Origin of the sequence: Proteus mirabilis ATCC 29906 (assembly GCF_000160755.1) — a bacterium.
GTDB lineage: Bacteria > Pseudomonadota > Gammaproteobacteria > Enterobacterales > Enterobacteriaceae > Proteus > Proteus mirabilis.
The window spans coordinates 1,365,640-1,391,830 of record NZ_GG668576.1 but is presented as its reverse complement, the minus strand read 5'-3'; the positions used below and the strand labels follow the sequence as shown (position 1 = coordinate 1,391,830).

Genomic DNA, 26,191 nt, shown 5'->3' with positions numbered 1-26,191 from the left:
TATGAATGATGCTAAATACGGCGTTCTTTTGGTCAATCTTGGCACCCCTGATGCACCTCAACCAGATGCAGTGAAGCGCTATTTAGCTCAGTTTCTTAGCGATCCTCGCGTTGTTGATGTTTCCCCGTGGATTTGGAAACCCATTCTTCATGGGGTTATTTTGCCATTTCGCTCACCTAAAGTGGCCAAATTATACCAACAAATTTGGTTGCCAGACGGCTCTCCTCTTTTAGTCTATAGCCGTGCACAGCAAAAAGCGTTAGCACAACGTTTTGCGCATATACCTGTTGAACTAGGTATGTGTTACGGCAATCCTTCCCTCAACGAAGGACTGACGCGATTATTGGCGCAGGGCGTTGAAAAGTTAATTGTATTACCTCTCTATCCTCAATACTCTTGTTCGACATCGGGGGCGGTATTTGATGGTATTAGCCAACTGTTTAAAACGATGCGAACTATTCCTTCACTGCATTTTGTTCGTAGTTATGCTCAACATCCACTTTATATTAAAGCGCTGGTAAATAGCATTGACGAGAGTTTCAAGCAACATGGTAAGCCGGATCGTTTAGTACTTTCATTTCATGGCATTCCTGAACGATTTATTAAAACTGGGGATATCTATTTTGATGAATGTTGCCTTACAGTAGAAAAATTAAAACAGCAACTTGATTATCCAGCAGAAAAAGTGATGATGACTTTCCAGTCACGTTTTGGTCGTGAGCCTTGGTTATCACCTTATACTGATAAAACGATGGAAAAACTGGGTAGTGAAGGGGTTGAACATGTACAGGTTATTTGTCCCGGATTTTCATCAGACTGTTTAGAAACATTAGAAGAAATTAATGAACAGAACCGTGAGTTCTTTATACATGGTGGTGGAAAACAGTATGAATACATTCCTGCTTTGAATGATAAAGTTGAGCATATTGACTTACTTGAAGCTATAATCCGCGACATATGTGAAAAATAATAGATAAGCTCACTAAATACGATTATCGGATTAGGTGATATATTCATTTGATCATATTTCAGTTATATATAAACTTATCTTTTCTCATTTTTTAACCATTTTAGTCTTGTGCACTAAAATGGCTGATAAACGGACGCTGCATTACACAAATTTAGGCAGGAAAATGAATAGTAAGCTTTCAAAACCACAATCTTCAGAAGTTGATAAAGGGCATTTCGACGATTTTTATCTAAAACAGAACGATGAAATCGATCTGTTTGAGTTATTCTCTGTTCTTTATAAATCAAAATTTGTCATTATTGGGATCACACTTTTATTTGCTATCGTAGGTTTTACTGTTGCGAGCTTTCTGCCCCAGAAATGGACAAGCCAAGCGGCTATTACAAAACCAATGTTAGATGAGATGAAGCAGTTAAGAGCAACCTTAAATGATTTAAGCTTGGTTGATGTTGATACTGGCGTAAATGCTTCTTCTGTTTACCAAAAATTTATCAATAACTACAATTCCCGTGTATTACGTGAAGAATATTTAGTCAATACGGATTACTATAAAAACTTATTGGCTAAGATGGACGATCCTACGCCATTGGATAAACGTAAATTAATCGAAACTATTGTTACTAAAGATATTAATTTAAAAGCATCAGACAGTAAAAATAGTGATGAAGAATTTAGTGGCGAAATTAACTTAAGCTTTACTGCGCCAACCTCTGAAGAAGCTTACGATTTACTATCAGGTTATATTCGCTTTATTTCTACTAAAGTACGGGTAGAAGTGAAAGACGAAATTGATGATCAAATTGAGCGTAAATTAAACCATGCGCAAAAAGCGTATCAAATGGATTTAGAACGTATTGCGAATGCGCGTAATGTTAATGTTCAGCGCTTAAAATATGCACTAGAAATTGCCAATGCTGCGGGGGTTAAAAAGCCTATTTCTAGTGAAGGTGCACAAATTAAAGATGATCCTGATTACTCCATTGCCATGGGGGCTGATGCACTTAGTAGCAAATTAGCGATAACAGAAGCGATTACTGATCCTACAACGGTCAGTTCTGAATTAAAAAACCGCTTATATAATATCCAGCAGTTAGAACAAATAAAATTGGGTGATCTGCAATTTGTTCCTTTCAAATATATGCTAAAACCTTATGAACCAACTAAGAAAGATGCGCCTAAACGTGCATTAATCTTAGTCGGTGCCGCATTTGTTGGTTTTATCCTTTCTGTAATGGGTGTTTTACTGGGCTATATGGCAAGAAATCGCCGTAAAACAGCGTAAATATCCACAAATAAAAGTAGGTGTACAGACGTACACCTACTGTCTCTCCACTAATATTGTGTTAACATTGCGCATCTTTTTTAGCTTGTAGCATCGTTCACAATGAAATTCCCTGGCAAAAGAAAATCCAAACACTATTTTCCCGTTAGTTTACGAGATCCATTATTAAAACCTATCATCAATATGACTGAGAGCGAATCTTCTCGGGCTTATATTGTTGGCATCGACCAAACATTAGTTGATATTGAAGCTAAGGTAGATGAAGCGTTTATCAATCGCTATAACTTGAGTCAGGGACACTCTCTGGTTATTGAAGATGATGTAGCGGAAGCCCTTTATCGCGAATTAACGGTTAATAATCTTATTACCCATGAATTTGCGGGTGGCACTATTGGTAACACACTACATAACTACTCCGTATTAGCGGATGATCGTTCTGTTTTATTGGGGACTATGTGCAACAATATTCAGATTGGTAGTTATGCTTATCGCTACTTATGTAATACCTCAAGCCGTACTGATTTAAACTATTTACAAGGTGTTGATGGTGCAATAGGGCGTTGCTTTACCCTCATTACTGAAAATGGTGAACGTACTTTTGCTATCAGTCCTGGTCAAATGAATCAACTTCAGCCCGAAAGTATTCCTGAGGATGTGATTGCAGATGCATCGGCATTAGTTTTAACTGCTTATCTCGTCCGTTGCAAACCGGGAGAGCCAATGCCGTTGGCAACTATGAAAGCGATAGAATATGCCAAAAAGCATGATGTACCGGTTGTCTTAACGTTGGGTACTAAATACGTGATTGCCGACGATCCTCAGTGGTGGAGAGATTTCTTAAAAGAGCATGTCTCGGTAGTGGCAATGAATGAAGATGAAGCCCTAGAGCTTACAGGTCATGCTGATCCATTGTTAGCATCAGATGCGGCTTTAGAGTGGGTTGATTTAGTCTTATGTACCGCAGGCCCTGCAGGGTTGTATATGGCAGGTTTTACAGAGAGTGATTTTAAACGCCAAACCACTCATCCGTTACTTCCAGGTGCAATTGCTGAATTTAATCGTTACGAGTTTAGCCGTGCTATGCGTTTTAAAGATTGCCAAACGCCGGAAAAAGTCTATTCGCATATAGAGCCTTATATGGGAGGGCCGGAAAAAATCATGAATACCAATGGTGCTGGCGATGCGGCATTATCTGCACTATTACATGATATTACGGCAAATAGTTATCATCGCATTAATGTACCTAATTCGAGTAAACACCCACGTAGTTATTTGACTTACTCTTCATTGGCGCAAGTGTGTAAATATGCTAACCGTGTAAGCTATCAAGTATTAAGCCAACACTCACCACGTTTGACTCGCGGTTTGCCTGAGAAAGAAGATAGCTTAGAAGAAGCTTACTGGGAACGTTAAGTTAAGTCGTCGCGCTCTTCTTTTGTGAAAGAGAGAAAATAAAAAGCAACACGCGATAAAGGTGTTGCTTTTTTAGTTTGTTAATCCTTTATTTTAAAAATAAATCTCTATTATTGCGCTGCATTGGGCGCAATAATTTGTTGACCCTCTTCAGGTGTGTCATCAATGGCGCAACCGAACTCGACTTCTTGTATTAGCATCTCAGCCATTGCTGAAGCGGTCTGATCTTCATCGATTATCACATGATTTGCCCCTTTCTCAAGAATAAAGGAAGCTTCTTCATCATAGTTAGCACGAACAATAATATCGTCAAAATGAGCACGAACGATAATATTAAGATCAGGGTTCATTTTTCTTGCTGTTTCTGCGATATCTGCTGCTTCATAACCGTTAGGAATGGTTAGTAGTAGCGATTTAGCACAATCAACACGCGCTAATGCCAGCGATTCTTTGGTCATAGCATTACCGAGTACGGCGTTTAAGCCTTTTTCTTTTAACTCAGCAAATTTATTACGGCTATTTTCAATAATGACCAATGGGATAGCTTGTGGTTGTAGCTTTTCAGCTAGCATACTACCTGCACGACCATAACCGACGATAATGGCATGCCCACAAATATCGACAGGCACAGGCATCTCTTCTTCCATCTCTTCTTGTTGAAGTTGCTCTTGCTCTTCTTTGGTTTCTGTTTTTGCTAGATAACGGTCTAACAAAGAGAAGAGAACAGGATTAAGCATAATAGAGACTAAGGCGCCGGCAAGAACCAAGTTACGTGCATCTGGCTCTAAAACATTTAGTGCAACCCCCATTCCAGCTAAAATAAAGGCAAATTCACCAATTTGCGCAAGACTGGCTGAAATGGTTAATGCGGTTCTGCGTGAATGCCCAAACATACGAACGAGCACTAGGGCTGCTAAGGATTTACCTATAATAATGATCGCAAGTGTGGCTAAAATGCCTAGAGGATGCTCAATTAATACCATAGGATCAAATAGCATGCCGACAGAGACAAAGAACAGAACGGCGAAGGCATCACGTAGAGGTAAAGTATCTTGTGCTGCTCGGTGGCTGAGGTCAGACTCATTAAGTACCATACCGGCAAAGAAAGCGCCTAATGCGAAAGAAGCATCAAATAGCGTCACTGCTGCGTAAGCGATACCTAAAGCTAGTGCTAACACACATAGGGTAAAAAGCTCACGAGAGCCAGTGGCAGCCGTTTTAGCTAAGATCCACGGAATAAGCTTACGACCGACAATCATCATAATTAAAATAAAGGCAACTACTTTACCAATAGTGATACCTAAGTTAATTAATAACTGTGAAATACTTGTTTGGTCACTACTTTCAAGCATATTGGCAATAGCTGGTAGTAATACTAAGGCTAATACCATAGCGAGATCTTCGACAATTAACCAACCAATAGCGATTTGACCGCGTTGGCTATCAATTAAACCTCTTTCTTCGAGTGCGCGTAGCAATACCACAGTACTTGCCGTTGAAAGGCATAATCCAAAGACAATGCCACTAAATAGACCCCAGCCAAAGAAAGTGGATAACCCTAACCCTAATAAGGTGGCAACGGTAATTTGTGCTATGGCACCGGGGATCGCGATAGCTTTTACAGCCATTAGATCTTTTAAAGAAAAATGTAAACCTACGCCAAACATCAGTAAGATAACACCGATTTCAGCAAGCTCAGGCGCCAAAGAGGTATCAGCAACGAAGCCGGGGGTAAATGGGCCAGCGAGCACACCCGCAGCAAGATATCCTACTAAAGGTGAGATTTTTAGCCGTTGAGCAATCATGCCTAAGATGTAAGCAAGTGCTAAGCCACCAACAATGGTGGTAATGAGGGGGGTTGAATGCGGCATCAATTCTCCTTCTTGTTATTAAACTACATGTATCGGGGGGCGAGTGGTACAGCAGACTGTTAGTTTAACGTATCTAAGCGCTAAATTCGCTAAAATTTATTGAATTTTTATAAAAATATCAATTTGATTTAGATTTATAATGTAACTGAGTGTTTCTGTGTTATTTTTGGTAGTTATTCTTTGTATAAGCTTGATATAGAGTATTTAGATTGGTTGTAGGTTGTAAAAATAAATACAACTTATTTAGCTTTATTGGTCAGGATCTGGTGAAGAAAAAGTATGGAAATAATCAATAAAGATAGATAAGTGTCATTAGGCTCAACATGTTCAATGTTTTTTAAATTAGAGAGCAATCGCTAAGACGAGTATCCCTCATATTGCCCCAAGTAAAACTCAGATAAAATAAAAAATGCTAACTATGGTTATTTCAGTAGTGAATAACTATTGAGCACTATGCTACACAGTAGAAAATGCTGTGATTAACATAATATCAATAAGCAGACTTTGTTTTTGCGATAGGGGAACGGGCAACATTGTCCCCGAGATGTTCATAACTGAAATTTATTTTTTAAGTTAAATTATAGTCGTTCTTACCTATAATGGAGTAAAAATAGCCAAAAATTTGTTATCACAACTTAATGGATGCTTTTTTGTTAGTAAGTTATTGCTATTGTTATTAGTGTCGTCCATATCTATTTTACGTCAACTCCATTTATAGCAAATAGAGTTTGACTGATGTCTCAAAAAAACTATTGGAACAATGAAATAATAATAAAAATATATAACCTACGTCATAAAACACAGTAAAACTATTTACTTCTTTCTGCTTTTTCTACTGTGAATACAGGGCAGAGCCTTCTCAATAAATAATATACATGGGGATAGACCATGAGCTTATCGTTTAAATTATCTGCATGCGCACTGACAGTGACTTTAGCAATGGCGCCTGTGATGTCTCAGGCATGGGAAAAAGATAAAACTTACCAAATTACCATCCTACATACTAATGATCATCACGGTCACTTTTGGCACAATGATCATGGCGAGTACGGTTTAGCTGCTCAAAAAACCGTCGTTGACAATATTCGCGATGAAGTCGCTAAAAATGGCGGTAGCGTATTGCTTCTGTCTGGTGGTGATATTAATACGGGGGTTCCTGAATCTGATTTACAAGATGCAGAGCCTGATTTTAAAGGGATGAATCTTGTCGGTTATGACGCTATGGCGCTGGGTAACCATGAGTTTGATAATCCACTGGAAGTGCTACGCCAACAAGAAAAATGGGCTACTTTCCCCTTCCTATCTGCGAATATTTATCAAAAAAGTACCGGTGAACGTTTATTTAAACCTTATACTATTTTTGATAAGCAAGGAGTGAAAATTGCGGTATTAGGTTTAACTACCGATGATACGGTGCGTATTGGTAATCCTGCTAACTTCCCTGATACTGAGTTCCGTAAACCGGCAGATGAAGCGAAAAAAGTCGTTGAAGAATTACGTACCACAGAAAAACCCGATATTATTATCGCTGCTACCCATATGGGGCATTATGACGATGGTAATCATGGCTCTAATGCACCGGGTGATGTTGAAATGGCGCGTGCTTTGCCGAAAGGCTATTTAGATATGATTGTCGGTGGACACTCACAAGATCCGGTTTGTATGTCTCAAGAGAATAAAAATTACAAACAAGCAGATTATGTTCCCGGCACACCTTGCGCTCCAGATAATCAAAATGGCACATGGATTGTTCAAGCCCATGAATGGGGTAAATATGTAGGTCGCGCTGATTTTGAGTTCCGTAATGGTGAGTTCACATTAAAACACTATCAGTTAATTCCAATTAACTTAAATAAGAAAGTGAAAAAAGAAGACGGAACTACTGAGCGAGTTTACTACACAGAGGAGATCCCTCATAACCCTGAAATGATGAAATTACTGACCCCTTATCAAGAGAAAGGTGGTGAGCAATTGAATGTGAAAGTGGGGGAAGTGGTTGGTAAATTAGAAGGCGATCGTAGCAAAGTTCGTTTTGAACAAACGAATATGGCGCGTTTACTGTTATCTGCTCAGGCGGAGCGTGCAAATGCTGATTTTGCCATTATGAGTGGTGGTGGTGTACGTGATTCGATTGAATCTGGCGATATTACTTATAAAGATGTATTAAAAGTACAACCCTTTGCTAACGAACTCGTCTATGTTGATTTCAAAGGTGAAGAAGTTGAACCTTATCTATCCGCAGTTGCTTGCATGAAAGTAGACTCAGGCGCTTATGCACAATTTTACAATGTAAGTTTAACCGTAGATGCAGATTGTAAAGTGAGTGATGTAAAAATTGCGGGCAAACCATTAGATAAAACTAAAAATTATCGTATGGCGACATTAAACTTTAACGGTATTGGTGGTGATGGTTATCCTAAGATTGATTCACACCCAGGATATGTCAATACCGGCTTTGTTGATGCAGAAGTGTTAAAAGGTTATATCGAAAAACACTCACCACTAAAAGCGGCTGATTTTGAACCGCAAGGCGAGATTGTGTATAAAAAATAGTATTTATTGAAAATATACAATAGATAATTCCCAAAAGGCGGCAGAGGATGTCGCCTTTTGTTATTTTATTTCTTATTGGCAGCTTGGTTGATATAAAAGCCTAAAATAAGCAATCAGTTACTCTTAATCCTCTTTACGGATCAGGGCAAATTGTGCACCTAATACTGAGCATAAATCTTCAGCCGCTAGTTCAATATCCAGCCCTCGCTTACCTCCTGAGACATAGATAGTGTCAAACTTAAGTGCTTGATCATCAATCACCGTGGGAAGGCGCTTTTTTTGTCCTAATGGGCTTATACCGCCGACTAAATAACCTGTTACTTTTTGTGCTATTTGTGGATCGGCCATTTCTGCTTTTTTAGCTTTAAGGCATTTGGCGACTCGTTTTAAGTCAAGTTGACTTGATACTGGGGTGACCGCAACGGCTAGGTTTTTAGCATCACCATTTAACGCAACAAGAAGCGTTTTAAACACTTGACGGTTATCTAGTCCTAACTTTTCAACGGCTTCATCACCAAAGTTATGTACATTCGCATCATGTTCATAAGGGTGAAGAGTAAATTTAATTTTTTGTTTTTCCAGTAAATTCACTGCGGGAGTCATAATTATTCCTACTCATAAGGTGAGAGCAATGGTGAACGTGATCTTGTTATGCTTGATAAGTTAATCGATCAACTAAATTATCTTCACCAAATAAGTGAAGAGCACCGACGGTGACAACATAGTGGCCTGCTGGAAGATTAGAAAGCGTTGTTGCCCAGACTTGATTGCGCTTTTCCATTAAAATATCAAATACTGCTTTGCTAAAAGTATTTGGCAAAGGAGAAGGGTGCTTTTCACTGGTATAATTTAACCACCAATTGATCATAATTTGCAATGCCCGTGCATTTTCATGCCAATTTTTTAGCGTATCTTCGAGTAATTGTGCGCCGTCTTGTGGAAAATCTAATAATAATGCGACCTGACGCTCAATACCTTCTAGCTCTATAATCGCTTTTTGTTGTTTATTGGCTTGTTGGATAACTTGATAATCAATGCCGTGCTGTGGTTGTAATCCAAGTTGCATCGCTTGGGTTGATTGTAATATCAGCGCGATTTGCCACAGTGGTTTATCATCAATTTGGTAACGTGGAATAGAAAGAAGATCACAATGGCTGATGATAGTGGCAAGTTGTGTTTCATTTACTCGTTGTTCTAATGGCTCTCGCAATAACGATAGCTGATCAAAGGGCTGAGTTTCGGTTGAAATATCAGCTTCGACAATAACCGCATCCGCTGTTGCTATTTTATTAATCAGCACATTGGATAATGGTGACATCGTTGGCACGCCCATATGGATACTACCAACAAGATGTAAAGAGACATGATTAGGGAGTGAAATATCAATAGCAGGATAGGGGTAATAAGATGTTTTCTGTATACCGATCCATTTCTTGATTTTCTGTATTATATCCTTCATTTGATACGCTCCTCATGGGATAAACCACAAGGTTGTAGCATAACGGATTTTGTATTGAATAAAACAAGGAAAACTGAGTTTTACCTAGCTTTCCTTATCTTTACCGCTATATTTATAAATTTATATTACCAACTAATACCGATCCCCCCCGCAGAGACCCAATTGTTAGCGTCATTCCAAGCGGTTGAGGCTTTAACTTTAACATTTTCGTTGATACGGTATTGCATTCCCCATGCAAATGCTGTGGCATTACGATAATTACCGATACCCATTGCGGTGCTAAAGGTTGCTGCATCATTAAAGGGTAAATTACTCATCGCTGCAACAGAGGCAATTCCTTGATTAGCGCGCTTTTCAACTTTATAGAAACGATTATTGGTTTCATTTTTAAAATGGCTAAGATCATTTCTAATGGCATTAATATTATCTGTGTTTAACTTATTTCCTGCATATAAAGAGCCAAGATGACCTACTAAACTTTTAGATTGTTCATTAACATCGAAATCATTAGCTAGGTATTGCTTTACATATTTTTTATTTTCGTCAGCAGTTTGTTTAACTTGATTAATATTTTCTCTATTTGTTTGTATATCTTCTTTATTTGTTTGTATATCTTCTTTATTTTTTTCTACAATACTTTCTACTTTAGTAATACCTTCTCTATTAACAGCTATATTACCTTCATTTTTTTTCACATCACTTTCTACTTTAGTAATTTTATTATCCTGTAAAGTTAACGTTTCAGTAGTTATTTGTTGTTGATTCGCTATAGCTCCAACTTCATTATCTATTTTTCCTGATAATAAAACATATGCATTAGCAATATCAACTCGTGTTACTGGTTGCGATAATCGCTTAGTAATCATTTGGATTTCAGTTAATGGTTCTGCTGTTTCTAGATCTTGATTTGCAACAATAGTAAAAGAGGTACCTTTTTCTATACTTTCGTCAACAATATTTTTAAAATCTTGTATCTGATGTAATAATGCCATCTGTGTTAGTCTTATCTCACTAGTATTTTCATCGTTCATTGTTTCTAAAAAGCCTGCTTCTAGACTTTCTAAATAAGAAGACATAGTACGAGCGATATCCTTTTTACTTTTATCCACTAACATACTTCCATCTTCATCAGAATCAACATCTATTGCTTTAGACATATGATCAAAAAAAGGTTTAGAAAGGCTGACTAAAATATTTTCAGATGATGTAGATGTAGAAGGTCTAGAAATAGAAATAAAGGCTGAAATGTATTCACCTATCAATTTACTATGATAATCGGTTGCATGATCAGTCATGTCAAGGTATGTTTTAATTGCTTTAATTGTTTTAATTGGATTAGCATCTGTATTTGGAAATTGTGTCCTATATCCTGATGTATTACCTATTGTTGGTGCGCGATAACCCATTAATGGTGGTTGCGGTAGATGAGGCATTAATGGTGGTTGTGGCAGATAAGCCGTTGATGTGGGGGGAATATCTACACTTGATTCTACCATAGAACCATTTCCTAATTGTGAAGGGTTATCTGTTGGTAATGGGCTTGGGCTAATTACTGGTGGACTAAAAGTCATAGATGGAGATAGATTATCCATTGGTAATGGGCTATCCGTATTAGAAAAAACATTTGCAGAATAAATTAAAGAGAAAGAAATAAGAAATAATTTATTATAATTCATTAAAAAGTCCTTATAAAAATATAAAGTATAAAAATAAGTGGCTTATTTTATAAAATGTTTTTTTAATCACTATAAATAAAACGCCTTTTAATTTTTATTAATGAATATATTTATAAATAATAAAATATAATGAATTATTGATAATAAATTGCTATTCTATCGTTAAGAGGGCGGAGTGATGACTCTCTTGTATAATGAAAAATTCCTCTTTGACTGGCCGATAGCAATATCGGCTTTTTTTTAACTTATTGAAATGATGATAATTCTCTCTGGATAATAAAAAAGCCTCTGGTATCTAAAGATAGAAGAGGCTGTATTTGACTGATTAATTGCGACTATTTTTTCGGTTTAAAACGTAATAATCGGTTGGCATTACTGACGACAGTGATTGATGATAAGGCCATGGCAGCCCCTGCAACCACAGGGTTTAATAATGTACCGGTAAAAGGATATAAGATACCGGCAGCGATAGGAATGCCTAAACTGTTATATATAAATGCACCAAACAAGTTTTGTTTCATATTGCGCAGTGTGCCTTTTGAGATCTCAACCGCATCAGCAACACCATGTAAGCTATGGCGCATTAAGGTAATGGCCGCAGTTTCAATGGCGATATCACTGCCACCACCCATCGCAATACCAACGTCTGCTTTAGCCAGTGCTGGGGCATCGTTAATACCATCCCCAATCATTGCTACGCGACGACCTTCTGCCTGTAGTTGACTAATCGCTTGCGCTTTACCTTCTGGCATAACGCCTGCAATCACTTGATCAATACCTGCTTCTTTAGCTATCGCATTGGCTGTAATAGGGTTATCTCCAGTTAACATGACCAAACGATAACCTTGATGATGTAGACGCTGTAATGCACTGACGGTATCTTCTCGTAGTGGATCACGAATAGAAAGTAGGGCCGCTATTTTCCCATTTTGCGCCAATAAGACGGGGGTTACCCCTTTCGCTGATTGGTTTTCTATTAGGGGGGTTATCTCACTTATATCAATGCCAGATTCTTTCATTAGTTTAGGATTACCTAACAGCACAATATTGCCGTCAATTTCACCACTTAATCCCATACCAGCAAGGGTTCGAAATTGGTTTATTTGCGGTAATTTAATGCCTTCAGCTTTGGTTAAAATCGCTTTTGCTAATGGATGATTAGAGCCACTTTCTAGTGCGCCTGCTAATGCTAGCGCTTGAGTTTCACTTATCTGATTGAATGTGTGGATCTCAGTTACTTGTGGCATGCCTTCAGTTAAGGTACCTGTTTTATCAAAAACTAAGGTATCTAATTGGCTTGCTTGTTGTAATGCATCCGCATCACGCACTAATACGCCATATTCTGCGGCACGTCCCACACCTGAAATGATCGACATGGGGGTCGCTAATCCTAGAGCACAAGGACAAGCGATAATTAATACCGTTGTGATAATGACGAGTGCATAAGTAATCTGTGGTGAAGGACCAAAAAAGTACCAAATAGCCCCTGCAATTAACGCAATAACGACGACGATAGGAACAAATACACTGGAAATTTTATCTGCTAATTGACCTATTTCGGGTTTACTGCTTTGTGCTTGACGTACCAGTTTGATAATTCTGGCAAGGGTAGTTTGACTGCCTACTGCTGCAGCTTTAAACAGCACTGAGCCATCTTGCACGGTAGTACCTGCATGAATAGTATCACCAAGGCTTTTTTGTTGTGGAATAGGCTCACCAGTTAACATTGCCTCATCCATCCACACTTCACCTTGGGTGATTTCACCATCAACGGGAACTTTATCACCGGTTGCTAAACGCAAGATCATACCTTGTTTCACATCCGCTAATGGCATTTCAACTTCGCCATTATCTGTTACTACTCTTGCTGTTGGTGGTGTTAAGTCTAATAGACGCTCTAATGCTTTAGAAGAGCGCTGACGGGCTCTTTGTTCAAGCATATGACCAAGGTTTATCAAACCAATGATCATCGCACTGGCCTCGTAATAGAGATGTCTTGCTTGGGCAGGAAACACCTCAGGCCATAAGTTAACACTAATTGAATAGAGCCAAGCCGCCCCTGTACCTAACGCAACGAGCGTGTCCATGGTGGCACTGCCGTTTTTTAGGCTTTGCCACGCATTACGATAAAAGTGCCCACCTGCAGCTATCATCACAATAAGCGTAATAATACCGATAGTTAACCAGATATTATGATTAGCTTCCGTTAACATCATATTATCGCCGATCATTCCCCATACCATTACAGGAATACCAACGACTAAGGCTAAGGCTGCTTGCCAGCGAAAACGCTTCATATTAGCAACAGCGACTTCTTGTTGACGCTCTCTACGTTTTACATCATCTTGAATAATTTCTGCCCCATAGCCTGCTTTTTCGACCGCATTAATCAGGTCATCATGATTAACATGACCCGTTACAAGTGCGCTACGTTCAGCCAAATTAACACGTGCATTTTCAACACCGGAAACACTTTGTAAGGCTTTTTGTACTTTGCTAACACAGCTTGCACAAGTCATACCGTCGATTAATAGCTGAGTGCTATCATCATCGATACTGATATCAGCATTATTATTATCAAGGATGGCTTCTTCTACTGGAATATCACAAATCGCCGCTGACGATGCTTCCAGTGGTGCATCCGTTTGCGTCAGCGGCTCAGTTTTTGGGTGGTTGGCTCCTGCTAATTTTGCATCATAACCAGCATCTTGAATGGCTGTGATCACACGCTCTGTGTTTGCCGTACCTGTTACTGTGGCATGAGTTAATTCCACTTGTGCACTTTCTACCCCATCAGTCCCTTCAAGAGCTTTCTTCACTGAATTAATACAATGACCACAATTTAAGCCTGATAAAGTCAGTTCAATAGTTTTTGGTTTATTTTCTTCTTCGTTTGCTAATGAGGCTTCAAAACCTTCAGCAACAACGGCGGCAATTAAATCTTTTGCGTTTGCTGTACCAAAAATTTCAGCTGATGTTTTGTCTACATTGACCGCAACAACACCGTCAACGGCTAATAACGCATTTTCTGTTTTACCAACGCATTTCATACAGTTAAGTCCACTCAAATTTAGTTTTACATCAGCTTGAGTGGCTAGATGAGCTTCATATCCGGCTTCTTCAATGGTTTTGATTAAGCTTTCAACAGTTGCGTCGCTGTCAATTTTAGCGTATTGAATAGTCACCGTGGACTGTTCTATATCATTGCGGGCATCAAGTGATTTTTTTACACTGTTAACACAGTGGGAGCATGAAAGCCCTTGTAGTGCGAGTAGCGTAGTTTTTGCCATGGTCAATATCTCCAAATAAAAAGCGATTACCTCTATTATGGCGTAATATGGGATAACTTGCTTTCTTGAAAAGGTTTTTTCTTATCTGAGATAAAGGCTAAACCTTTCCGCAAGGGGAAGGTCAAGGGGGAATTTTGAATATTAGTGAAATCGCAACCAAAACCGGTTTGACGACAAAAGCAATCCGTTTTTATGAGGAAAAAGATCTGATAACCCCACCTCATCGAGGTGAAAATGGCTATCGATACTATTTACCGCAACATATCGAAGAATTAACACTGTTAAAGCAAGCTCGTGAAGTCGGGTTTAGTTTAGAAGAGTGTCGTTCATTGCTGATGTTATTACGTAATCCCTCACGTCACAGTGCTGATGTGAAAGAGGCAACCTTAAAGAAAGTGGCTGAGATAGAGAAAACCATTAACGAATTAAATGCCATTCGTCAACGGCTTCTCTTATTAGCAAATGAATGCCCTGGCGATGATGGGGCGGAATGCCCAATCATCAATCATCTTTCTGGTTGTTGTCATCATCAATAACAGCAGCATGCTGTGTTGATGATGCCGAGCGAGTGGTGGGAGAAAATGAGGTGACGTGCAAGGTGATACCATCAATAGCAATCACTTTGACTGTATCACCTGCTTTTAATGGCGTGTCAGAATAGACTCGCCAACTCCCATCAGCAAGCTTTATGCGACTAAAACCATTTTCAGTATCCGATAACAAAACTGCTTTTATACCAATAAGTTGGTGGCTTTTTTGGTTTAGGTTTTCTGCTTCTTTGGATAACTTTTTGCGTTTAAGCCAGATACGCCAAAGGATTGCACTAATAACGGTGAGTAATGCAAATAGAATACCTTGAATGGGCCAACCAATAGGTAAGATCCATGCGATTAATGCAACACATAATGCGGCCATACCAGACCATAGTAAGTAGCCTGCAGTGCCCAGCATTTCGGCGATTAATAGTAAGACACCAAGACAAAGCCAGAAAAGTGCTGGCTGAGCACTAATCCATTCAATCATCATTAATTGCTCTTGTTACCTGAGTCACTTTTTTTGGTATTTAATAATTCTGAAATACCACCAATTGCACCCATTAAGTTACTGGCTTCTAATGGCATCATTACAACTTTGCTGTTATCGGCAGAACCAATTTGTGACAGGGCATCGGTATACTTTTGTGCAATAAAGTAGTTAATGGCTTGCATATCCCCTTTAGCGATAGCTTCTGATACCATTTGCGTCGCTTTTGCTTCCGCTTCTGCTGCACGCTCACGGGCTTCGGCTTGTAAGAAAGCAGACTGACGTTCACCTTCTGCTTTTAAGATTTGCCCTTGTTTTTCACCTTCCGCTTTTAAGATTGCCGCTTGACGGATACCTTCTGCTTCTAGAATATCAGCACGCTTAGTACGCTCAGCTTTCATCTGCGCATTCATGGCTGAAATTAGCTCTTGTGGTGGGCGCACATCACGAATTTCAATACGGGTAATTTTAATACCCCATGGGTTAGTTGCATCATCAACAATCAGTAATAAACGGCTATTGATCTGATCACGTTGTGAAAGAATTTCATCCAGTTCCATAGAGCCTAACACAGTACGGATATTGGTTAGCGTTAGATTGATGATTGCAAGCTCTAGGTTATTCACCTCATAAGCAGCTTTTACTGGATCGATAACTTGAATAAAGCAGACCGCATCAATACTGACATTGGCGTTATCACGAGAAATCACTTCCTGAGAAGGGATATCTAATACTTGTTCCATCATATTAATACGACGACCAATACGGTCAATAAATGGAATAAGGAGTTGAAGGCCTGGAGCAAGGGTACGTGTATAACGTCCAAAACGCTCGACAGTCCACTGATAACCTTGTGGAACGGTTTTTACACCACTTAAAACTAAAATAATGGCGAATAAGATAATAATACCAATAACTATTTCCATGTATCTGTCCTTAGCCTGCTTTAATAAATAAAATGAATATTAATAAAGTAAAGAATACACCATTCGGCGATATTTAGATGCTAGATTATCATTAGTCCCTAAAGCAGATAAAATATCCATCAGGGTTTTCTTAACTTGTCCTTCACCGGCATTAAGATCTTTTTTCAGAAAATTAAATAGCAATTCAAGGGCTTCATCATTACGTGCCACTTCATGCAGTTTTAACGCCAGTTGAATAGCGAGTTCAGTATTGTCAGGTTGCTGATTAAAATTATCTTGTAATTGCTGAATTTCAGGTGTGTCGGCAGCTTGTTTTTGCAGTTCAATTTGAGCTAATAAACTGTGATAGTAGCTATCTTGATCTTGCAATGGAATTGCGGCTAATAATTCTTCTGCTTCATTATGTTTATTTAATGAAATTAAAGCACCTGCGAGGGCTAAGGTAATTTCACTGTTTTTAGGATCAATTTGGTGTGCTTCTTTTAACAGTGGTAATGCTTCGTCTGCTTTACCTTCTGCTAATAGTGCTGAAGCTTGCGCTGCTTTTAATTCTTCTGGTTTAGGTAAGATATTGGCAAGGATTTGGCGAATAGCTTCTTCAGGTTGTGGGCCTTGGAACCCATCGACAGGACGACCTTCTTGCAATATATAAACAGTTGGGATCGCACGTAGACCAAATTGCGAGGCAATCATCTGTTCAACATCACAATCTAATTTAGCTAATACAAACTGATCAGCAAATTCAGCCGCTAGTTTATCCAACGTTGCCCCAAGCTCTGCACAATGAGGACTACGCTCTGAATAGAAGTACATCATGACCGGTTTTGTCATCGATTGTTCTATAACTTGCTGAATATTCGATTCATTTACATCAACAATATGTGCAGTTGCTAACATTAACTTATCCCTTTTTGAGAGTTTTAAATATAAATGCTGTTTATTACGCTATTTCATTAATAAATAAGGATGAATTTTACAAAAATCAAGCCTTGTTACTTTGGCCGTTTAAGATCCTATCCATAAGTCTATCAGGGAGGAGTCGTTTTAACACTTTGACGGCATAAGTGAGTAAGGTCACAGGATAACGTAACTTAGGTCTTGGACTTTCTAAAGCATGGATTAGTTTTTTCACTACATCATCAGGTGTTAATGTGAAACGACTCGCAATCCCCGGATTTTTTACCGGTTTATCTTGTTGGGCTTGATTAACATTTTCAGTAAAGCGTGTTTTTATTGGACCCGGCTCAATTAAACTGACTTTTATCCCCGTAGAGGCAAGTTCCATTCTTAATGCATCAGACCAAGCTTCAACGGCATATTTACTCGCCGCATAAGCACCTCGGCCGGGAGTGGATATTAATCCCATTACCGAGCTCGTCTGAATAATACGTCCTTCGCCATGAGGTAACATCGCCGGCAGTAACCCCATAGTAAGCTGATGTAAGCCAAAGAAATTAGTGGAAAATTGTTTTTCCATTTGCTGGCGACTAATCGCATTTAATGGACCATAAACCCCAAAACCACCATTATTAAATAATCCATATAAACGCCCATTAGTAAGGCGAATGACTTCTAATATGGCTTTTTCGATACTTTCTGCATCATCGAGATCAAGAAAAATAGGCTCAAACCCCAATGTTTCCATATGGTTAAGATCATCTTCTTTGCGACAAGCAGCCAGTACTCGATATCCTTTTTGCTTGAGTGTTTTTGCCGCACATAGTCCAATCCCACTAGAACTTCCTGTAATCAATACCGTTTTTTGCATAATTTTACAATTAATCTCATTTAATCTAGGTTAACTACTGTCACAATAGTTTAACGTGTTAGGTAAGGGGATAGGGTTTTATCCATCCATTGAGCAATAAAAGGCTGAGCCGCTTCATTTGGGTGAATGCTGTCGTTTTGCATCCACTCAGGTTTATCTGCTATTTGCTCCATATAAAATGGGATAAGCTCAAGAGCATTGTCTTTCGCCAATTGTGGGTAAATCGCAGAAAAAGATTGCGTATAGCGTTTACCATAATTAGGCGAAATCATAATTTGCATAAAGAGTGGCGTTGCTCCCGCTTCTTTTACTTGGGTAATGATGTTTTGCAACGCTTCTTTCGTTTGGGCTACAGGGTAGCCTTGTAAGCCATCATTTGCACCCAGTTCAATCAAAACCCAACGAGGTTGGTGCTGTTTTAATAAATCAGGGAGCCTATTTTGACCTTGAAATGCGGTTTCGCCACTGATGCTTGCATTCACGACATTTATTTCAGGATAAGTTAATTTCCACTTATCCGCGAGGCGTTGCGCCCATGCGCTTTCAATAGGAAGGCGATATCCGGCACTTAGGCTGTCACCAAAGATCAAAAAGGTATCAGCAGCGATAGACTTAAAGCTAAACATCATCATGACGATAAGGAAACAAGTATGTCGACGGAAAAGGTTCTTGAAGTTCATCAGTTAACCAAACAAGTAGGAGAAGGTGATAGTCAGATCTCTATATTGCAGGGTGTTGAGTTAGTTGTCGAGTCTGCACAGACAATTGCTTTAATTGGTGAGTCAGGATCGGGCAAATCTACACTTTTAGGTATTATTGCAGGATTAGATGATGGAGGCGCTGGTCGTGTGCAATTAATGGGACACGATCTGACCGAAATGAATGAAGAAGAGCGGGCCAAATTACGTGCACAACATGTCGGATTTGTTTTTCAATCTTTTATGCTAATTCCAACGTTAAATGCCTTAGAGAATGTGCAACTTCCTGCGTTATTAAAAGGTGAGTCAGAAAAACAGAGCCATACGCGAGCCGTTGATTTACTTAAACAATTGGGTTTGGGTGAGCGCTTGTATCATATGCCCGCACAACTTTCCGGTGGTGAGCAACAACGTGTTGCATTAGCAAGAGCTTTTTGTACCCAACCGGCGATCCTGTTTGCTGATGAGCCAACAGGTAATCTTGATCGAAAAACGGGAGATAAAATTGCCGATTTACTGTTTTCCCTTAATCGTGATTATGCCACAACATTAATTTTGGTCACCCACGATAATGAGCTTGCCGCTCGTTGTCAGCGAAGATTACGTCTTGTTGATGGGCAACTTAAGGAGGAGTCATGATCTGGCGTTGGTTTTGGCGTGAGTGGCGCTCGCCGGCTTTATTAATTGTTTGGCTCTCTTTAGCGCTGGCGGTGGCTTGTGTGCTGGCGTTAGGGCGTATTGGTGATCGCATTGATAAAAGTATTTATGCTCAAAGTCGTGATCTTATCGCCGGTGATTTAGTGCTACGCGCCTCGTATCCTGTTGATGAAAATTGGCTAGCTGAAGCTAAAAGAATGGGGCTAACACTCAGTCGTCAAATGCAATTTACCACCATGTCTTATGCCCCAGAAGGTGATACTCCTCAATTGGCGTTGGTAAAAGCCGCGGATAACTTATATCCACTCTATGGTGAGCTAGAAACTCAGCCCACAGGGCTAAAAGCGGAGAAAGGCACGGCGTTAGTAGATGCAAGGTTACTGGCGCTTTTGGGTATCAAGGTTGGTGATAATATTGATGTCGGTGATGCCACTTTTACAATTAGCGGTGTATTAGTTCAAGAGCCTGACAGTGGTTTTAATCCTTTTCAAATTGCCCCGCGTATTTTAATTAATCTTGCTGATGTTGAAGCGACTGGTGCCGTTCAGCCGGGAAGCCGCTTAACTTACCGTTATATGTTTGCGGGTAATGAAGCATTAATTGATGAATACCAACAACGCTTTGATCCCTTATTAAAACCTGACCAGCGTTGGAATAGCTTAAAACAAGATAATGGTGCGCTATCTCAATCAATGGAGAGAGCAAAAAACTTTTTACTATTATCTGCATTATTAACACTATTATTGGCGATTTCTGCCGTCGCGGTTTCAATGACACATTATTGCCGTAGTCGACATACGCTAATTGCGGTATTAAAAACCTTAGGTGCCGATAATCATGCATTACGTAAATGGATTATAGGGCAGTGGGGGGTGATTATTGTTGCGGCTATCGTGGTCGGCTCACTGGTCGGTTGGGGCTTTGAATTAGTATTGTTGCAGATTTTAGCACCGGTATTACCAAAAAGTTTACCTGATGCGAGCTTTATGCCATGGCTATGGTCGGTTGGCTCTTTACTACTCATCGCGTTATTGACGGGGTTACGCCCTTATCATCAATTAATGTCAACGCAACCTTCCCGCGTGTTGAGAAGTGGTACTACGGCACCTAGTTGGCCACTACGTTATTATTTACCCATCGTTGCATTGATTGTTGTTGGCGCTTTAACTCTGTTTGCCGGAACGGGTGTTTTATTGTGGTCTATTTTATTAGGTATCGTCGTCATTGCTTTCTTGCTTGGCGTGATTGGTTGGCTTGGATTATGGCTTTTAAAGCAATTTAAATTTAAGCAATTGAGTGCCCGTTTAGCGGTGACACGTTTATTACGCCAGCCTTTCCAAACCATGACGCAATTAGCCGCTTTTTCATTATCCTTTATGCTATTGACGCTATTGGTTTTGCTGCAAGGGGATTTATTGGAAAAATGGCAACAGCAGTTACCTGAAGATAGTCCTAACTATTTCTTGATTAATATGTCAAAGCCTCAGGTACAGCAGATTAATACATTATTAGCCACTTATCATGTGGCACCGACAGATGCTTATCCGGTTGTGTTAGCACGTTTAACAGCGATTAATGATCACAATGCGAAAGTGTGGGCAGATGCACGGGATGCGGGGAATAATACCGTACGAAGAGAGCTTAATTTAACGTGGCACAGTGAACTTCCTAAAGATAATGTTATTGTCGAAGGCTCATGGCCTCCCGTCGGTAATGGCGTTTCAATCGATCAGGGGGTTGCACAAAAGTTAGAAATAAAGCTGGGGGATGAGCTAACTTTTGTTGGTGATACTCGCGAGTTTAAATCTGTTGTCACCAGCATTCGCCATGTTGATTGGGAAAATATGCGACCAAATTTCTTCTTTATTTTCGCAGAAGAAGGGCTAAGCAATCAGCCTGAAAAATGGATGAGCAGTTTTTATTACAATGGTGATGGAAGTTTGATCACCGCATTAAATCGACAATTTCCTACGGTCAGTGTGCTAGATACGGGGGCATTAATTCAGCAAGTTCAGCAGATCTTACAGCAAGTCAGCCGAGCATTAGAAATTATGGTTGGATTAGTTATGCTGTGTGGGGCATTGCTATTAGTGGCACAAATTCAAGTCGGTATGACACAACGTCGTATCGAGTTGGTGGTTTATCGAACATTAGGCGCGAGTAAGTCACTATTAAGACGCACGCTTTGGGCGGAGTTTGCCTTATTAGGGTTAATGGCCGGTTTAGCTGCAGCGATAGGGGCTGAAGTTGCATTAGGGTTGTTGCAAAAATCGGTATTTAATTTCCCATGGCAACCACAATGGATGATGTGGATAGTTGTTCCCGCTCTTGCCGCCGTATTACTTTCACTTTGTGGCAGTATTTTAGGGGTTAGGCTATTACAAGATAAAGGCCAATATCGTCGTATTCAGGGAGAATAGTCGCCATTAGTTATCTAGTTATCATTAAATGAAGTGATACGTGATATTGAATTAAAAATGCTGATATCGAACGGATATCAGCATTTTTTTATCGGATGCTTATGGTGATACAGGCGATGATTTTTCAATATATACAGTTTGTGATGGGAAGGCGAAGTCAGCGCCATGTTGATGCACAATATCAATCATTTTTAAATAAACTTCTTGCTGCGCATCTAACCATTCTGCCCATACCGTGGTTTTGGTAAAACAGTACACCATAATATTTAATGATGAATCGGCGAATTGATTAAAATAGACCAATAAAGTCTGTTTGGTGTCGATTTTGTCGTTTTGTTGTAGCATCGTGCGGATATCTTCGACAATAACCCCAACTTTGTCCGAATCTTCATAGCGTAACCCTAATTCTGTTTCAATACGTCGATTGGTCATTCTGCCAGGGTTTTCAACACTAATGGAGGAAAATACTGAGTTTGGAATATATAACGGGCGATGATCAAAGGTCATTATCTTCGTGATACGCCAGCCAATCTCAACAACAGTTCCTTCGATATTGCGATCGGGTGAACGTACCCAATCACCAATGTTAAAAGGGCGATCAAAATAGAGCATAACACCTGAAAAAAGGTTACTCATAACGTCTTTACTTGCCATACCAATGGCAATACCGCCTAAACCACCAAATGTCATTAAGCCCGATAAGCTCATGCCAAAATGTTCACCGAACAGTAAGATCATGATGACAAGAAGAGTGATTTTAAATATACGCGAAATAATACGGGCTGAGGTAGGATCACTGCCTTTTTTAATTTGTGATTTTTCTAATAAATTAATGAGTAAGAAAAATTTTCTCATCAGGATTAATGCGATAGCAAGATAGCTAAAGAAATTAATCATCTGAAAAGAGATAAAGTGTAGTTTAAAATCTACCACCGCCATTTCACAGTATTGGCTTACAATAGCCACTAAACTACAAAGTAAAATAGCTTGGATGATGTGAATAATTATGTTTCTACGACGTTTTTTTTGTTTATCATGTAAAAAAGATATGGCAAGAAAGGCGATAAAACACGCCAAAGCTATGCCGATACCAATTGAGTATTTCATGATTAATTCTTCATTCATCTGCTCGATCTCTCCTCGCTAAAACCGCTTCTCTATAATATTGATTGGATTTCTAAACTAGATTTGCGGTTTTATTTTTATCTTGGCGCATTATGTTTTTCACTGGCATGTTGGAAGTTAGGATAAATTGGTGGGCGCATAAATAGTGTGATCACCAAAATAACTAAAACAGGGATAGTGAGAATTAAAAATGCAGGTGTGAAGCTACCTGAAATATCCTTAATAGCCCCAGCAAAGAAGGGGGCTAAACAGGCCAATGTTGAGATCAGGTTCATCACCGAAAATAGTTCTAAATAAGGTGCGCGACCAAAATAGTTAGCCAGTAACACACTTGAGGCTAAGAAGGTCATACCATAACCGATCCCCACACAAAGGGTAAATAGCATTAGGTAGATCCAACTATTAGCCATACTCAGTGCTAATAGACCGATAATAATAATCGTTAAGCTGGCAATCAGTAATTTTTTTGGCTCTAACCATTCCCCAATCGCCCCACCGGCTAATCGTGAGAATGCATTGATAAAAGCCATGGTGCTCAGTAGCGTTGCAGCAATAGTTTCACTAAAACCATTTTCAATAATATGTGCAACTGCAAAACTATTTACTGTGATCCCGCACCATAGAAAAGCGGTGTAAGTGGCAGCAATGACATAAAATTGCCATGTTCGTAAAGCATGACGTGCGGTCCATATCGCTTTGGTTTGATAAATACGTTTACTACTTTGTAATTGACTGATTTTTTTCGCATGCGCTTTTTCTGCTGAGCCTTCTCGTAATACTAAAATAGTCAGCAGGGTAATAATTGATAGAATAATAGCTGAAATAAGCCAATGCATACGCCATGTGTGCCAAAGATGTGTGGCTAAAAAATAGATCCAAGGGCCAGCAACCCCTCCCAATCCACCAATAGTAAAATAGACACCAAAAGCAAAAGACTGTTTTTCAAATAGACGCGATAGCACGTAAGTGCCCGGTACGGTTGCTAATAGCGTAAAACCTACCCCAAGTAAGGCGGTACCAAGAAAGTAGCGTGTGATGGTATTGGTTTCATATAGAAAATAGAATCCACTGACAAAAATAATCAGTCCAATGAGGAGTGTGAAGCGGACGTTTAATTTACGGATAAGTAAAGTGGGTAAAAAGCTCGCAAGTCCACAGGTTAAGCCCAATAAAGTAAAACCAAGGCCAGCTTGTGTCCAGTTCCACTCTAGTTCAGCTATCATACTAGGTAGAACCACACCTAAAGAGGTAAATGTTGTTGCGGTAGCGAGAAAGTACACTAAACCTAGCAGTATCAGTATGCTCCACTGATAGATAGGACCAAAATTTTGTTGCGTGACTGGCATCCTGACTCCATAGAACGGGTGCAGTATCCTGAATGTTCAGGAAAAAATAGCGAATAACTGGCCTTGTATTCACAGGCCAGTACATTTAAAGGCTATTATTCTCTAACTTTCTGAGTCGGACTGCTAGCTTAATTTTTCTAGCGCCCATTTAATCGGATATTGATAGGCTTCATCGAGCAGGGGACTTAATGCACTTAAGGTCTTTTGCAGAGCTTGATGGTTATTATGTACTAAGTTGAGATGCCCTACTTTGCGGGCTGGACGCACTTCTTTTTCATACCAATGTAGATGAACTAAAGGTAATGATAGCCATTTGGTGTCGATCTCCGTTCCAATAAGATTAACCATTACCGCCGATTGGCAAACATTAGGTTTGGGCATCGGTAAATCAAGAATAGCACGTAAGTGAAGTTCAAACTGGCTAATAGAAGCACCATTTTGTGTCCAGTGACCACTGTTGTGGACGCGAGGTGCGAGTTCATTAATCAGTAATTTATCACCGACAATAAAGCATTCCATGGCCATTACACCGATATAATTTAGTTTATTGAGGATCTTGCTAAGCATATCCTCTGCTAATTGTTGTAATGCCTCGGGAGGATTTGGTAGCGCAACACTCATGCGTAAAATGCCATCTTGATGAAGATTGTGAGTGAGTGGATAAAAAACACAATCCCCCTGACGATTTCTTGCACCAACTAAAGAGACTTCTCCAGAGAAAGGAATACCTTGTTCGACAATACATTCACCATATATTTCGGCTGGTAATTGTTGTTCGTCACCTGGGTGTATCCGCCATTGACCTCGTCCGTCGTAACCACCAACACGGCGTTTAACGATAATAAACTCCCCTAGCTGATTGAATAGCTCAGGCCATTGCTCAGCCGAAGTTAATGGTTGCCAAGGTGCCGTCGCTAAATGAAGCTCATCAAGGAGTTGTTTTTGTGGTAAGCGATCTGCGAGTAATGGAAAAATATCTCGGTTAATAAAGTTAGCATGGTGCTCTAACTCATTGGTTAATGCGGTTTCCGGCCAACGCTCAATTTCTGCGGTAATAATACTCTTTTGATAAGGTACCGCTTCGGGTTCAGCATCAAGTCCCACGGGATATACCGCAATACCTAATGGCTCACCCGCTTGACGTAACATTCGACCTAACTGTCCATTACCAAGAACACAAACCGGCTTCATAGCGCCTCCCTTGGATCAGGGTGATTAAGGACTTCTTGTGTCTGTGTTGCTCGCCATTGTGTTAATGCATTAAAAATATCAGCAGAGTGTAATGCTAAAATTTGTGCGGCAAGTAGCGCGGCATTAGCAGCCCCCGCTTTACCAATAGCCAGTGTGCCAACGGGAATACCTTTCGGCATTTGTACAATAGAATAAAGGCTATCAACACCACTTAATGCAGCACTTTGTACAGGAACCCCTAATACAGGAACTAAGGTTTTGGCTGCCAACATCCCCGGTAAATGTGCAGCACCGCCAGCACCCGCAATAATCACGTCAAAACCATTCTCTTTGGCCTGTTCTGCGAAACGAAATAATTTATCCGGTGTTCGGTGTGCGGAAACAATTTCAACATGGTAAGGAAGTTGTAACGCGTCTAGGACTTCTGCGGCATGACACATTGTCGCCCAGTCACTTTTCGAACCCATCACAATGGCGATACGAGGGGATGAGGTATTGAGACCAACTTGAGAAGACATTACTT

General features: G+C 39.8%; 21 protein-coding genes. 7 read left to right on the top strand and 14 right to left on the bottom strand.

Annotation, left to right across the window (positions count from 1 at the left end):
* The first annotated feature begins 1 nt into the window (after position 1).
* From hemH to HMPREF0693_RS06235, 3 genes are all read left to right on the top strand, one after another.
* Entirely contained in the window at positions 2 to 970 is a 969-nt protein-coding gene (hemH, locus tag HMPREF0693_RS06245; protein ID WP_004244277.1) for a ferrochelatase, read from the top strand.
* A gap of 163 nt (positions 971 to 1,133) precedes the next feature.
* Positions 1,134 to 2,252, top strand: a complete 1,119-nt coding sequence (gene wzz(fepE) / locus HMPREF0693_RS06240; RefSeq protein WP_004248652.1) for an LPS O-antigen length regulator Wzz(fepE) — start codon at positions 1,134 to 1,136, stop codon at positions 2,250 to 2,252.
* Positions 2,253 to 2,354: 102 nt separating this feature from the next.
* A complete protein-coding gene (locus tag HMPREF0693_RS06235; RefSeq protein WP_004244274.1) occupies positions 2,355 to 3,665 on the top strand; it encodes an inosine/guanosine kinase in 1,311 nt (436 codons plus the stop codon).
* A 110-nt stretch (positions 3,666 to 3,775) separates the two neighbouring features.
* Here the strand turns inward: HMPREF0693_RS06235 and ybaL are convergent, their stop codons facing one another.
* Positions 3,776 to 5,536 carry a YbaL family putative K(+) efflux transporter gene (gene ybaL, locus HMPREF0693_RS06230; protein ID WP_004244273.1) on the bottom strand — a complete coding sequence of 587 codons (1,761 nt, stop codon included), beginning with the start codon at positions 5,534 to 5,536 and terminating at the stop codon, positions 3,776 to 3,778.
* Positions 5,537 to 6,424: 888 nt separating this feature from the next.
* Between ybaL and ushA the strand changes: the two genes are divergently transcribed.
* A complete protein-coding gene (ushA, locus tag HMPREF0693_RS06225) occupies positions 6,425 to 8,089 on the top strand; it encodes a bifunctional UDP-sugar hydrolase/5'-nucleotidase UshA (RefSeq protein WP_004244272.1) in 1,665 nt (554 codons plus the stop codon).
* A 123-nt stretch (positions 8,090 to 8,212) separates the two neighbouring features.
* Here ushA and ybaK read toward each other — a convergent pair whose 3' ends face one another.
* The 4 genes from ybaK to copA form a co-directional block, all read right to left on the bottom strand.
* Positions 8,213 to 8,692 carry a Cys-tRNA(Pro)/Cys-tRNA(Cys) deacylase YbaK gene (ybaK, locus tag HMPREF0693_RS06220; protein ID WP_004244271.1) on the bottom strand — a complete coding sequence of 160 codons (480 nt, stop codon included), beginning with the start codon at positions 8,690 to 8,692 and terminating at the stop codon, positions 8,213 to 8,215.
* Between the two features lie 46 nt (positions 8,693 to 8,738).
* Positions 8,739 to 9,548 carry a TraB/GumN family protein gene (locus tag HMPREF0693_RS06215; RefSeq protein WP_004244270.1) on the bottom strand — a complete coding sequence of 270 codons (810 nt, stop codon included), beginning with the start codon at positions 9,546 to 9,548 and terminating at the stop codon, positions 8,739 to 8,741.
* Between the two features lie 125 nt (positions 9,549 to 9,673).
* Positions 9,674 to 11,224, bottom strand: coding sequence for a YadA-like family protein (locus tag HMPREF0693_RS06210; protein WP_017627894.1), 1,551 nt, complete (start codon positions 11,222 to 11,224; stop codon positions 9,674 to 9,676).
* Between the two features lie 335 nt (positions 11,225 to 11,559).
* Positions 11,560 to 14,514, bottom strand: coding sequence for a copper-exporting P-type ATPase CopA (gene copA / locus HMPREF0693_RS06205; RefSeq protein ID WP_004244267.1), 2,955 nt, complete (start codon positions 14,512 to 14,514; stop codon positions 11,560 to 11,562).
* Between the two features lie 134 nt (positions 14,515 to 14,648).
* Here copA and cueR point away from each other — a divergent pair, with 134 nt between their 5' ends.
* Positions 14,649 to 15,050, top strand: coding sequence for a Cu(I)-responsive transcriptional regulator (gene cueR, locus HMPREF0693_RS06200; protein ID WP_004244266.1), 402 nt, complete (start codon positions 14,649 to 14,651; stop codon positions 15,048 to 15,050).
* Here the strand turns inward: cueR and HMPREF0693_RS06195 are convergent.
* From HMPREF0693_RS06195 to tesA, 5 genes are all read right to left on the bottom strand, one after another.
* Entirely contained in the window at positions 15,016 to 15,537 is a 522-nt protein-coding gene (locus HMPREF0693_RS06195) for an NfeD family protein (protein ID WP_004250295.1), read from the bottom strand. The two genes, cueR and HMPREF0693_RS06195, sit on opposite strands and share 35 nt — an antisense overlap.
* Before the next feature lie 2 nt (positions 15,538 to 15,539).
* A complete protein-coding gene (locus HMPREF0693_RS06190; RefSeq protein WP_004244263.1) occupies positions 15,540 to 16,463 on the bottom strand; it encodes an SPFH domain-containing protein in 924 nt (307 codons plus the stop codon).
* A gap of 39 nt (positions 16,464 to 16,502) precedes the next feature.
* The gene (locus tag HMPREF0693_RS06185) at positions 16,503 to 17,360 is read right to left on the bottom strand and encodes a co-chaperone YbbN (protein ID WP_004244262.1); all 858 of its coding nucleotides are present in this window, start codon (positions 17,358 to 17,360) and stop codon (positions 16,503 to 16,505) included.
* A gap of 85 nt (positions 17,361 to 17,445) precedes the next feature.
* On the bottom strand, positions 17,446 to 18,231 hold the full coding sequence (locus HMPREF0693_RS06180) for an SDR family oxidoreductase (RefSeq protein ID WP_004244260.1): 786 nt from the start codon (positions 18,229 to 18,231) through the stop codon (positions 17,446 to 17,448).
* A 50-nt stretch (positions 18,232 to 18,281) separates the two neighbouring features.
* The gene (gene tesA, locus HMPREF0693_RS06175; RefSeq protein WP_012368271.1) at positions 18,282 to 18,911 is read right to left on the bottom strand and encodes a multifunctional acyl-CoA thioesterase I/protease I/lysophospholipase L1; all 630 of its coding nucleotides are present in this window, start codon (positions 18,909 to 18,911) and stop codon (positions 18,282 to 18,284) included.
* Between tesA and ybbA the strand changes: the two genes are divergently transcribed.
* Positions 18,882 to 19,568 carry a putative ABC transporter ATP-binding protein YbbA gene (ybbA, locus tag HMPREF0693_RS06170; RefSeq protein WP_004244258.1) on the top strand — a complete coding sequence of 229 codons (687 nt, stop codon included), beginning with the start codon at positions 18,882 to 18,884 and terminating at the stop codon, positions 19,566 to 19,568. The genes tesA and ybbA overlap by 30 nt on opposite strands.
* Positions 19,565 to 22,006, top strand: coding sequence for a putative ABC transporter permease subunit YbbP (ybbP, locus tag HMPREF0693_RS06165; protein WP_004244257.1), 2,442 nt, complete (start codon positions 19,565 to 19,567; stop codon positions 22,004 to 22,006). Before ybbA ends, ybbP begins: the two co-directional genes overlap by 4 nt.
* A gap of 99 nt (positions 22,007 to 22,105) precedes the next feature.
* On the opposite strand, the gene HMPREF0693_RS06160 is transcribed toward ybbP, so the two are convergent.
* From HMPREF0693_RS06160 to purE, 4 genes are all read right to left on the bottom strand, one after another.
* The gene (locus tag HMPREF0693_RS06160; RefSeq protein ID WP_004244256.1) at positions 22,106 to 23,131 is read right to left on the bottom strand and encodes a mechanosensitive ion channel family protein; all 1,026 of its coding nucleotides are present in this window, start codon (positions 23,129 to 23,131) and stop codon (positions 22,106 to 22,108) included.
* 77 nt (positions 23,132 to 23,208) lie between these two features.
* Positions 23,209 to 24,477, bottom strand: a complete 1,269-nt coding sequence (locus HMPREF0693_RS06155; RefSeq protein WP_004244255.1) for an MFS transporter — start codon at positions 24,475 to 24,477, stop codon at positions 23,209 to 23,211.
* A 123-nt stretch (positions 24,478 to 24,600) separates the two neighbouring features.
* Positions 24,601 to 25,668, bottom strand: a complete 1,068-nt coding sequence (purK, locus tag HMPREF0693_RS06150) for a 5-(carboxyamino)imidazole ribonucleotide synthase (RefSeq protein ID WP_004244253.1) — start codon at positions 25,666 to 25,668, stop codon at positions 24,601 to 24,603.
* Positions 25,665 to 26,186, bottom strand: a complete 522-nt coding sequence (purE, locus tag HMPREF0693_RS06145) for a 5-(carboxyamino)imidazole ribonucleotide mutase (RefSeq protein ID WP_017627898.1) — start codon at positions 26,184 to 26,186, stop codon at positions 25,665 to 25,667. The genes purK and purE overlap by 4 nt, the downstream gene beginning before the upstream one ends.
* Positions 26,187 to 26,191: the final 5 nt, after the last annotated feature.

What these genes read in the sequence shown, in the direction of transcription:
- hemH (WP_004244277.1), top strand. Translation starts at nt 2, where the DNA reads ATGAATGATGCTAAATACGGCGTTCTTTTGGTCAATCTTGGCACCCCT.
- HMPREF0693_RS06235 (WP_004244274.1), top strand. Translation starts at nt 2,355, where the DNA reads ATGAAATTCCCTGGCAAAAGAAAATCCAAACACTATTTTCCCGTTAGT.
- ybaL (WP_004244273.1), bottom strand. Translation starts at nt 5,536, where the DNA reads ATGCCGCATTCAACCCCCCTCATTACCACCATTGTTGGTGGCTTAGCA.
- ushA (WP_004244272.1), top strand. Translation starts at nt 6,425, where the DNA reads ATGAGCTTATCGTTTAAATTATCTGCATGCGCACTGACAGTGACTTTA.
- ybaK (WP_004244271.1), bottom strand. Translation starts at nt 8,692, where the DNA reads ATGACTCCCGCAGTGAATTTACTGGAAAAACAAAAAATTAAATTTACT.
- HMPREF0693_RS06215 (WP_004244270.1), bottom strand. Translation starts at nt 9,548, where the DNA reads ATGAAGGATATAATACAGAAAATCAAGAAATGGATCGGTATACAGAAA.
- HMPREF0693_RS06210 (WP_017627894.1), bottom strand. Translation starts at nt 11,224, where the DNA reads ATGAATTATAATAAATTATTTCTTATTTCTTTCTCTTTAATTTATTCT.
- copA (WP_004244267.1), bottom strand. Translation starts at nt 14,514, where the DNA reads ATGGCAAAAACTACGCTACTCGCACTACAAGGGCTTTCATGCTCCCAC.
- HMPREF0693_RS06195 (WP_004250295.1), bottom strand. Translation starts at nt 15,537, where the DNA reads ATGATTGAATGGATTAGTGCTCAGCCAGCACTTTTCTGGCTTTGTCTT.
- HMPREF0693_RS06190 (WP_004244263.1), bottom strand. Translation starts at nt 16,463, where the DNA reads ATGGAAATAGTTATTGGTATTATTATCTTATTCGCCATTATTTTAGTT.
- HMPREF0693_RS06185 (WP_004244262.1), bottom strand. Translation starts at nt 17,360, where the DNA reads ATGTTAGCAACTGCACATATTGTTGATGTAAATGAATCGAATATTCAG.
- HMPREF0693_RS06180 (WP_004244260.1), bottom strand. Translation starts at nt 18,231, where the DNA reads ATGCAAAAAACGGTATTGATTACAGGAAGTTCTAGTGGGATTGGACTA.
- ybbA (WP_004244258.1), top strand. Translation starts at nt 18,882, where the DNA reads ATGTCGACGGAAAAGGTTCTTGAAGTTCATCAGTTAACCAAACAAGTA.
- tesA (WP_012368271.1), bottom strand. Translation starts at nt 18,911, where the DNA reads ATGAACTTCAAGAACCTTTTCCGTCGACATACTTGTTTCCTTATCGTC.
- ybbP (WP_004244257.1), top strand. Translation starts at nt 19,565, where the DNA reads ATGATCTGGCGTTGGTTTTGGCGTGAGTGGCGCTCGCCGGCTTTATTA.
- HMPREF0693_RS06160 (WP_004244256.1), bottom strand. Translation starts at nt 23,131, where the DNA reads ATGAATGAAGAATTAATCATGAAATACTCAATTGGTATCGGCATAGCT.
- HMPREF0693_RS06155 (WP_004244255.1), bottom strand. Translation starts at nt 24,477, where the DNA reads ATGCCAGTCACGCAACAAAATTTTGGTCCTATCTATCAGTGGAGCATA.
- purK (WP_004244253.1), bottom strand. Translation starts at nt 25,668, where the DNA reads ATGAAGCCGGTTTGTGTTCTTGGTAATGGACAGTTAGGTCGAATGTTA.
- purE (WP_017627898.1), bottom strand. Translation starts at nt 26,186, where the DNA reads ATGTCTTCTCAAGTTGGTCTCAATACCTCATCCCCTCGTATCGCCATT.